This window comes from Terriglobia bacterium, from assembly GCA_020072645.1.
Lineage (GTDB): Bacteria > Acidobacteriota > Terriglobia > Terriglobales > Acidobacteriaceae > Angelobacter.
On the sequence record JAIQGK010000002.1, the window covers coordinates 319100 to 328061 of the forward strand.

Here is an 8962-nt window from a genome sequence, read left to right on the forward strand (position 1 = left end):
GATCAATTGCCATCCGCCAAATGCTTTTCCGCACTCAGCCTGCACCTCTCCAGCGTTTCCTGCATTTGCTGATGTAAAGCCGTCATCTGCTCGTCTGTAGCGTCGGCAGGCACGTACATCGGCCCACTGGCATATATTGCAGCTTGTGAAAATGGCTTAGGGATAATCATCTGGTCCCACGAATTCAGGATCCATGCGCGCTTTACCGCGACATAAAAACAGCTGATGGGAATGCCGGTCTTCTTTGCCAGAAGTACCGGCCCCGGTTTGGCCACGTATCTGGGACCGCGTGGCCCGTCGATGGTAAACACCACTCCATGCCCCTGCTCCAACTGTTGGCGCATGCCAAGCAGCGCTCCCACAGCGCCGCGTGAACTTGATCCCCGCACCGCTGCGAAGCCCAGCTTCTGAATGATGCGCGCGATGTATTCACCGTCAAAGCTGCGGCTGGTCATTACCGCCAGCCCCTTGTTGCGAAACCGATAGGTCGCGGGAATCACCGCGCGATGCCAGAAGCACCAGATCGCAGGTGGGCCGGCGCCGTACGAATCCGCAACGCAGCCGGCCTCAGGAAAGAACTTGTAGCGCAACGTGGCGCCCACCGCCCGGATGAAAAGAAATCCAGCCCATGAAATCAGCCATATCTTGAACCGTTCATTAAGGGAAAATGAACGCGTGCTTTCAGCGCTCTCTCGCTTGATTTCGGCCTGGGCAGCGTCGCTCACATTTGTGATTGTATAGCCACTCTGCGGTGGTTCGGGCGGGCCAACCACGTAGTGCGATCTGAGGAGGCAGGCTGTCGGCTCGTCCCATCTGTATATACTCTGGGAAACGCTATGAAGATCAAATCTCTTTCGACGTATTGCAAGAGCGCTTTCGGTCTCCTGATTCTACTGATGGGGACTGTGAGCAGCTTTGCCCAGGAACCGCCTCTCGTCCCGCGCAAGGTGTTCGACGCACCCGCCGAACACGATTTGCTCACTGTATCACCGGACGGAAAATCAATTGCCTACACCGCGCCCTCACCGGAAGGCGTGGCAAATGTCTGGATAGAAGGTCTGGCCACGCACAAGAAGCGCATGGTCACGCGCGCCGATCATCGCGGGATTGACGGCTATCAGTGGGCTTATGACAACAACCACGTGTTGTATCAGTCCGACGAAAACGGGAATGAAGACTATCATCTTTACTCGGTCGATCTAACCAGCAGAGCGATTCGCGACCTGACGCCGTTCCTCGGTGTGCGCGCGGAGCAAATCATCCTGTCACCTTCACGGCCTGACGAAGTGCTGGTCAGCATGAACCTGCGCGATTCGAAAGTCTTTGACATTTATCGCGTGAATCTCCAGACCGGCGCAACGGTCATGGACGCCCAGAATCCAGGAGACGTGATCGGCTGGACCGCCGACCAGAATCTTGTGATCCGCGCCGCGACTGCCTTCAATGACAATCTTGAAACCGTAGTGCGCGTCCGCGACAGCGGCAAAGCGCCGTGGCGAGACCTGCTGAAGATTCCATTTGAGCAGGCGCCGTTTCTGGGACAGGTGAATGGTGGAAATATCATCGTCGGCTTTTCGCAGGACGGAAAGAAGCTGGTTATCGGTTCCAGCAAGGGTTCGCCGACGAACCGCCTGGTTGAACTGGACACAGCAACAGGCAAAGAGCTGCGCGTGCTGGCCAGCGATCCGCAGGCCGATTTGTGGCAGAACTTCGCCCGCGATTTTGTATTGCTGCGCGATCCGCGCGACCAACACGTGCAAGCCGCCGCCTTTGACTACATGAAACCCGAGTGGCGCGCAGTTGATCCTGCGGTTGCAGCCGACCTGAAATATCTGGTGGCGTTGCAGCCCGGGGTCTTCCTGGTCTCCAGCCAGAACATGAGCGGAAACAAGTGGGCCATCTGGTACTTCACTGACAATGGGCCGACCTCCTTTTATTTGTATGATCGTCCGGCGCATAAAGCCCAGCTTCTTTTTCAAGACCGGCCGCAACTGGCGCAGTACAAGCTGGCGGAAATGCGTCCCATGACGATTCCCGCACGTGACGGATTCAAGCTGGTCAGCTATCTCACGCTGCCGCCGGGAAACGCAGCGAAAGGACTTCCGCTGGTGCTCTCAGTCCATGGCGGCCCGTGGGCGCGCGATGAATGGGGCTTTGAACCCCTTGAACAGATGCTGGCCAATCGCGGCTATGCAGTGCTGCAGGTGAACTATCGCGCGTCAATTATCAATGTGCCTTACATGAACGCCGCCAATGAAAAGATAGGCACACTCACAGACGATGATCTGACCGACGCGGTGAAATGGACGATCAAAGAAGGCATTGCCGATCCCAAGCGGATCGCGATCATGGGCGGCTCATTTGGCGGCTACTCTGTTTTGCGTGGGCTATCGCTGCATCCTGATCTTTATGCCTGCGGGGTCGATGTAGTTGGCCCGGCAGATCTGGCTACACTCATGAATTCCATCCCAGATTACTGGAAGCCGGTGAAGAAACGCTGGCTGCGGCGCATTGGCGATGTAACCACTGACAAGGCGCTGAATGAGAAGCTCTCTCCTCTTTATCACGCCGCGGATATCCACGTGCCGCTGCTGATCGGCCACGGGCAGTTTGATCCCAGGGTGAAGCTGGCACAGTCAGAGAAGATCGTGGAAACCATCCGCAAGAATGGCGGGAAAGTGACGTTCGTCGTTTATTCAGACGAAGGGCATGGCTTCGTACGTCCGGAAAACAACCTGGACTTTGACGGCCGCACAGAAGAGTTCCTGCATGGCTGCCTGGGCGGAAGATTCGAGCCATGGGAAAAAGTTCCGGGCTCGACGGCGGAAGTGAAATAGAAAAACCTGCGCTCAGCTCCAGGCAGAAGCAATCCCGCGATTTGTGGCAGGGCATCACAATCATCAAAGGAGGAAGCGATGCCCGAGAAAGAAACTCTGGAACGCGCAGAGCAGGACAAGCGCGAAGGCAAATCACCCAGCACACAGGCCGGCGAGTTTGTGCGTGAGGAGATCCACCATGTTCGTGAAGGCAAACACGGCGCCAAGTCAGCCAAGCAGGCCATTGCCATAGGCCTATCCAAGGCGCGGCGGGCTGGAGTGGATCTGGCTCCGCCGAAGAAAGGCAGCGTCTCAGAGAAGACGCGCAAATCGGCGGTGCGCGACAGCAAGCGGGGCCATAGCCGCAAGAAGAAATCTGTTTCTGCCAAACGATCACGCAGCAGCGAGGCAGCGTTGAAGCGTGAACCGCGTTCAGCCGCTTCTCACAAAGCGCTCTCACGCCAAGCAAAGAGCGCCGCGCGGACGCGCAAGAAATCCGCAGCAAGAACGGCGCATTCGCGCAGGACGCAGTCGAGCCGGAAGGCTGCCTAGAGATTTCACAGGACAAGAACTCAATGGGTGGAACGCGGCTTGGTGAGAACCAGCGCGTTCTTCCCATGATCGCGTCAAGGCTGCATACTAGAGGCGATGCTTACGCCCGTTTCAGACAGTCCTTTTGCCGTTCTCACGCTCATTGCCGCGCCAGCGGTGTTCACCAATGCGTCTTCCGTGCTGGCACTCGGCACCGGCAACCGGCTGGCGCGCGTGGTGGACCGCACGCGTGCACTGGTGAAAGACCTGCATGGCGCGGAGATTGATGCTGCCACGCGGACGTTGTGGGTAAGCCATCTGGGACGGCTGGAAAAACGCGGCGCCCTGCTGGTGCGCGCGATGAGTTTCTTTTACGGCGCTATTGGCTGTTTTGCGGCGGCCAGTGTGGTTTCAATCCTAGGCGCGAGCGTAGTATCCACAAAATACAGATGGCCTTTTGAAGCCATTGTGGTCATCAGCTTTGTCCTGGGGACAGTCGGCTTCGTGGGCTTGGCCGTGGGCTGTTCATTACTGGTAAATGAAACGCGTCTCGCCTTGCGATCGATTTATGAAGAAGCGGAGCTGGCGCGAAGCTGGTTCAAGTAGCGCGCCGGTCAGTTGCTGCCTGCGGCGGCCATCTTCATCTTTTGCAATTCTTGCCGATCGGCCGTGGCCGGACAGTTTTCCCGCAGCTTGCTGTAATAGCTTTTCGCTTTGCTGGCATCACCGGCCATTTGTGCGGCGACGGCTGCGCCGTAGAGATCGTTAAACCGATTGGGTGATATTTTCAGCACCGCTTCGTATTCTCCCAGCGCCTGTGCCGGTTGATGCAATTCCGTGAGCAGGTCGGCCAGCATCTCTCGCGCGGGCACGGTAAAGTCGCCGGAGTCTTCCTGATCCTGCTTGTCAGCGGCGGAGCGCATCAGCTTCACGGCTTTTTTATTGTCGCCTTTGGCAAACGCTAGCCACCCTTCAACTTCCTGGCGGCGATAATCTTCCAACCGTGTGTCTCTTCCGCGTTTTTGTTTCTTCATAGCACTTTTTAGATTCTTGTAATTCTCCTCGGCCGCATGGGGATCGCCGGTGCGGGCTGCGGCGATGGAACGAAGCGCATACACCAACTGGAATTCGAAAGCGTCACCCTGCGGAGCAAACGCAAGAGCATCTTTCCAGCGATGCAGCTCCAGCAGATTTCGTGTGGTTAGAATCACGCGCAAGTTCTTGATCCATCCCGGTGAGGCGCCGGTTACTTTATTCAGGTCTTCAACCACCTGTTGCGCTTTGGCTTCTTCTCCCAATTGCAGGTAGGAGAAATCAAGAAAGTCCATGGCATGAAACTGGTACTGCGGCTCACCCATGTGGTTTCTTGTAGCTTCAGCGGCGGCAGCGGCAGCGGCCAGGTTGGAATCAACCGACTCCTGCCACAATCCTAACCGGACAAAGATGTGCGCAGGCATGTGAAGCGCGTGGGAAGAATCAGGCGCAATCCTGGCATAGCGGCGCGCTGCTTCCAATCCCTGGGGCGCAAGCTCAGCGGTGTCCGCCGCGTGAATCAGATAGTGCACTGCGCCAGGATGCTCTGGTTGCGCGGCCATGAGTTTGTTCAGGATGACAATGACCTGCTCGCGAAGTTTTGTGTCGTCATGCGGCAGCGCAAGCAGAGACAACGCGTAAAAAGCCTGGGCTTCGCCATCGTCTGGATAATGTTTTGCGATCTCCGCCATGGCGCGGCTGTAATCCGCAATGCGCTCATCGCCCAGACGACGATTGTCACTAAAGATGATTGCAATGGCGTCAATGTATTCGCGCTCGCGCTGGCTAATGGTCCAGTCTTTCTGGATTTGATCCAGGAAATGCCGGCCCTTTTTGATCGCTTTTTCGTCTGCTCCATCCCACAGAGGCCGGTAGCTGGACATGGCCAAGCCCCAGTAAGCTACGGCGCACTTTGGATCAGAATGCGAGGCTTCAGTAAAGGCGCTTTCCGCGGCAGCATATTGGAACGAATGGAGTTGCGCGATTCCTTTCAAAAGCGCCGGTTGGGCCGCGGGAGAGCACGAGTTGGGAAATACCACTTTCCCCAGACCGTCTGAAGACTGCTGGCTGGCGGCAACCTGCTGAGCCTGACCGGGCAAAAAGGGCGTTAAAACCATTAAAATCAATAAGAACCTTACAGGTAACATCGGTGAACCACCTAGGAATCTATAGAAAACGAAGTTTATTCCGCATTTCCACCCAAATTATTGAAACAAAATAGCTTATAGTTGCAGCGCGCCATGGCCGAAGTTGCGCCCGCCTTACCGGGCAAGTAACTCAAGGGCAAGTCCTTAGGGTATATGGCCGAGAGCGCCCATTACTTAAATAATATGTAATGGACGTGTAAAGAGTACCATTATGGGACGGGATAAGAACTTCCTAATCCCATGTGGACTTGCTATGCGTCGACTCAATCCTCGAGAGATTGTGAATTCGGGGTTACAAGGAAGGTTCCCTAATGATCGACATTATTATTGCAATTGCGATTCTGCTAGGCTCGGCTCCCGTAGGCGATGCAGGCGGTCTTCCAATACCGCAGGCCCCGCCGCGCGCTGACTAAGAAGTTAAGAAACAGGAATGAAACCCAGGCTGCTTACGTTTGATTCGGTGCTCTTGTACGCCATCATCTTTTGCCAGATGGTGGCGTGCTTCGCCATAATCAAACGAAAGGAGTTTTTCAAGCACTGGAAGGTCTTCAGTTATTACCTGTTCTACATGGCGAGTGCTTCGATCTTCGCCGTTGCCGCCTACCAATTTGGAAGCCTCGAATTTTACGTTGTCACCTACTCGGTCTTCGACTTCATTGAAGCGATCCTAATTAACCTGGTTTTGCTGGAGATCCTGGTCAAGGTGCTGGATCCCTTTGAATCCCTGCCCGGGCGCACGGTAGCCCGCTTCTGTTTCTGGGCGGTGCTGGGAATTTCTGGAGCGGTTGCTCTTTCCGTCCTGACGCCAACCGGCCATCTTTCCCGCCTGATTGAAGTTCCGCTCACCATTGAACGCACGATCTATCTGGCGGATGCTTCCCTGCTCTGGATCCTGCTGGTGCAGTCAAAATCGTTCGGCATAACGTGGAAATCTTCCATCGCCGAGATTTCAATCGGCTTCATCCTATATCTGACAGTGCAAGGGACCACGCGCTTTATGGTGAGCATTTATACCGGCCGCATGTTGCAGAGTATCTCCAGTGTAGTTGGGCAGGTTGGCTTCCTGATTGCGCTGCTCGGCTGGATATGGACGATTACGCATCGCGATCTGCTGGATGCGCCGCTCTCGTCAGAGGCCGTGGCAAAAATCCAGCAGCCGCACGCGGAAGATGAAAGTGTGGCCAAGGAAAGAATTTTTGCCGCAGTTGGGATCAAAGTGAACAAGCCGGAAACCCCTGACAATACTGCCGGCCAGGAATGTGGCGCCAGCCTGCCTTAAGTTTCAATTTCAGCCGATCAACGCTAAGTTTGCGGACTCTCTTTAGGGTCCTGTATCCGGCCTTTCCATTCGCCGCCGCGTCCTCTCCAATATTTCCACGCTGAGTGGAACGTAGCTCCCACGTAGAAGACCACCGCCACGGGCAGAGCCAGCGCCCACAAAGGATTGAGACGGTAAAGGCGCAGCACCGGCCAATAACTGAGGACCATCAACAGCCATGCCGCGCCGCCCAGAGCGGCAGGAGTAATGCGATGTGCGGCAAAGACAAGCACGGGCGGAAGCAGGTATGTGGCTGCCATTCCGACAATCGACAATAGCAGCAAAAGATTTGAGTGGCGAAGCTGGTTGAAGGCGCTACGGGAGATCATGCGGCCGATGCCGGAAAAGCCATCATAGGGACGAATGCTGCGCGTGGCGCCGGAAGCGCCAAGCCATAGTCGTCCGCCATTGCCTTTGACGCGCGCCGCGAGCGAGCAGTCGTCGATCACTTCCTGCCGAATGGCCGCGATGCCGCCGGCTTTTTCCAGCGCTGCGGGACGGATGAGAATGCATCCCCCGGCCGCTCCGGCTTCAGAACGGCGTGGATTAGAGATCCACGCGGGCGGATAAAGTTTGAAGAAAAAATAGACGAAGGCCGGGATCAGGAGTTTTTCCGCCACAGACTGGCAGTGCAGCTTGACCATGAATGACGCCATGTCAAATGGGCCAGCCTGGGCAATGGAAACCAGCGTGTCGACGCTATCCGGCGCGTGCTCAATGTCAGCGTCAGTAAACAGAAAAAAATCCGGCGCAGTTTTCATAGCCTGTTCAATTCCCTGCTGTATGGCCCAAAGTTTGCCGGACCAGCCCGGCGGAAGAGGCCTTCCGGCAACGACGGTGAGATTTTGCGCTTGATCTTCAGCGATAGCAGCAGCGCGCGCCGCTTGCGCCGTGCCGTCGGTGCTGGCATCATCCACCAGAAAAATGTGGAGCGTGTTAGGGCCGCATTGTTGCAGCAGCGATCGAATAGTCCGCCCGACAACATCAGCTTCATCTCTGGCCGGAATGATCACAGCGATCTTTACTGGGTTTCCTTGCGCTGGATTTGTGGACGAATTATTTCCAGCCGAAAGCAGGCTGGCGGACGCTGGATAGATGCGCCAAAAACCGCCGCGCGCGAGCACGAGATAGGCCCAGATGAGAAGGCTGAAAACTCCGGCGGCAATGAGCATTTCCGATATTGTACGGCCCGCATGGCGTCATTGCGCGCGCCGTGTGCTCGTGCCGATTGAAAAGCGCAGCAAGGCAATGCTGCGCGGTTGAGGCATCCCGGCACTCACAAACCAACTCACAATTGCTGGACACTTGATAAAGGCAAAACATGGCGATTGAAAGCCAGGCAATGAAAGACGCAGCAACGGAGGGAACAGGGCTGGAGAAGTACGTCAACGGCCACGTAGGCAATTTCATCCATCTGTTTCTGACCATACTGGCCGTGCTGGTGATGGTTGCGGCGTGCATCGCGCTGTTCGAAATTGTCCACCATGGCTTTCCTCAGTTGTGGCGCAGCCCAGACGCCTACCAGACGCTGCATCAATTGCTCCAGAACATACTTCTGCTGGCCATTGCCGGCGAGTTGGGGCTCCTGCTCCTGTTCCATCGCACCAGCGCCGCCGTGGAGGTGGTGATGTTTGTAATTGCCAGAAGAATGGTGGCAACCGACGTCACGGCTTTCGACCTGCTGATGGGGTCAGTGGCGCTCTGCGCGCTGCTGGTGGTGCGCTTCTATTACCTGCCGGGAAAGCCAAAGTAGCCATCAGGGACGGGCGTTAACGACCTTTGATGGTGGCGTCCGCGTTATTCAGGATTAACAGACTGATCAAAAATAATCTGTAACGAAATCCATATATCTTTCACTCTTCATTAGGCTTAAGGAATTTCAGGATAATAATAGACGAGTCTGCAAACTTGCTGACCGTAGATTCGGACTTGTCAGGAATCGCCATCGGAGGCAACTATGGATCAGATTCATAGGAGCCTAGCTGTGGAGTCTCAAGAGGTTGTTCCGATCGAGGCCGGAGCGGCTGATAGGTGGAACATGGTTGAGGCTACCATGAGGACGGTGCCAGTTGTAATGGTGAAGCCAGGGAAGAAGATGTTCGTGACGGTGTTGCGAG

At 55.8% G+C, this 8962-nt stretch carries 9 protein-coding genes; 5 read left to right on the forward strand and 4 right to left on the reverse strand.

Annotation, left to right across the window (positions count from 1 at the left end; genetic code table 11):
- Nucleotides 1-2: 2 nt before the first annotated feature.
- A complete protein-coding gene (locus LAO76_03495; GenBank protein ID MBZ5489980.1) occupies nucleotides 3-725 on the reverse strand; it encodes a lysophospholipid acyltransferase family protein in 723 nt (240 codons plus the stop codon).
- A gap of 111 nt (nucleotides 726-836) precedes the next feature.
- Between LAO76_03495 and LAO76_03500 the strand changes: the two genes are divergently transcribed.
- The 3 genes from LAO76_03500 to LAO76_03510 all read left to right on the forward strand — a co-directional run bounded on the left by LAO76_03500 (nucleotide 837) and on the right by LAO76_03510 (nucleotide 3953).
- On the forward strand, nucleotides 837-2837 hold the full coding sequence (locus tag LAO76_03500) for a S9 family peptidase (protein MBZ5489981.1): 2001 nt from the start codon (nucleotides 837-839) through the stop codon (nucleotides 2835-2837).
- A gap of 78 nt (nucleotides 2838-2915) precedes the next feature.
- Complete coding sequence (locus LAO76_03505; protein MBZ5489982.1) at nucleotides 2916-3368, forward strand: DUF6496 domain-containing protein; 453 nt, start codon at nucleotides 2916-2918, stop codon at nucleotides 3366-3368.
- Nucleotides 3369-3464: 96 nt separating this feature from the next.
- Nucleotides 3465-3953, forward strand: coding sequence for a DUF2721 domain-containing protein (locus LAO76_03510; protein MBZ5489983.1), 489 nt, complete (start codon nucleotides 3465-3467; stop codon nucleotides 3951-3953).
- 8 nt (nucleotides 3954-3961) lie between these two features.
- Here LAO76_03510 and LAO76_03515 read toward each other — a convergent pair whose 3' ends face one another.
- Entirely contained in the window at nucleotides 3962-5497 is a 1536-nt protein-coding gene (locus LAO76_03515) for a hypothetical protein (protein ID MBZ5489984.1), read from the reverse strand.
- Between the two features lie 460 nt (nucleotides 5498-5957).
- Here LAO76_03515 and LAO76_03520 point away from each other — a divergent pair, with 460 nt between their 5' ends.
- Nucleotides 5958-6806 (forward strand): hypothetical protein, encoded by an 849-nt coding sequence (locus tag LAO76_03520; protein ID MBZ5489985.1) that lies wholly within the window; start codon nucleotides 5958-5960, stop codon nucleotides 6804-6806.
- Nucleotides 6807-6829: 23 nt separating this feature from the next.
- On the opposite strand, the gene LAO76_03525 is transcribed toward LAO76_03520, so the two are convergent.
- Nucleotides 6830-8017: a glycosyltransferase gene (locus LAO76_03525; protein ID MBZ5489986.1), complete on the reverse strand. Its 1188-nt coding sequence runs from the start codon at nucleotides 8015-8017 to the stop codon at nucleotides 6830-6832.
- 149 nt (nucleotides 8018-8166) lie between these two features.
- Between LAO76_03525 and LAO76_03530 the strand changes: the two genes are divergently transcribed.
- Nucleotides 8167-8598, forward strand: a complete 432-nt coding sequence (locus tag LAO76_03530; GenBank protein ID MBZ5489987.1) for a hypothetical protein — start codon at nucleotides 8167-8169, stop codon at nucleotides 8596-8598.
- Nucleotides 8599-8823: 225 nt separating this feature from the next.
- Here LAO76_03530 and LAO76_03535 read toward each other — a convergent pair.
- A partial coding sequence (locus tag LAO76_03535; protein MBZ5489988.1) for an IS481 family transposase occupies nucleotides 8824-8962 on the reverse strand: 139 nt, incomplete at its 5' end.

What these genes read in the sequence shown, in the direction of transcription:
- LAO76_03515 (MBZ5489984.1), bottom strand. Translation starts at nt 5,497, where the DNA reads ATGGTTTTAACGCCCTTTTTGCCCGGTCAGGCTCAGCAGGTTGCCGCC.
- LAO76_03505 (MBZ5489982.1), top strand. Translation starts at nt 2,916, where the DNA reads ATGCCCGAGAAAGAAACTCTGGAACGCGCAGAGCAGGACAAGCGCGAA.
- LAO76_03510 (MBZ5489983.1), top strand. Translation starts at nt 3,465, where the DNA reads ATGCTTACGCCCGTTTCAGACAGTCCTTTTGCCGTTCTCACGCTCATT.
- LAO76_03530 (MBZ5489987.1), top strand. Translation starts at nt 8,167, where the DNA reads ATGGCGATTGAAAGCCAGGCAATGAAAGACGCAGCAACGGAGGGAACA.
- LAO76_03500 (MBZ5489981.1), top strand. Translation starts at nt 837, where the DNA reads ATGAAGATCAAATCTCTTTCGACGTATTGCAAGAGCGCTTTCGGTCTC.
- LAO76_03520 (MBZ5489985.1), top strand. Translation starts at nt 5,958, where the DNA reads ATGAAACCCAGGCTGCTTACGTTTGATTCGGTGCTCTTGTACGCCATC.
- LAO76_03525 (MBZ5489986.1), bottom strand. Translation starts at nt 8,017, where the DNA reads ATGCTCATTGCCGCCGGAGTTTTCAGCCTTCTCATCTGGGCCTATCTC.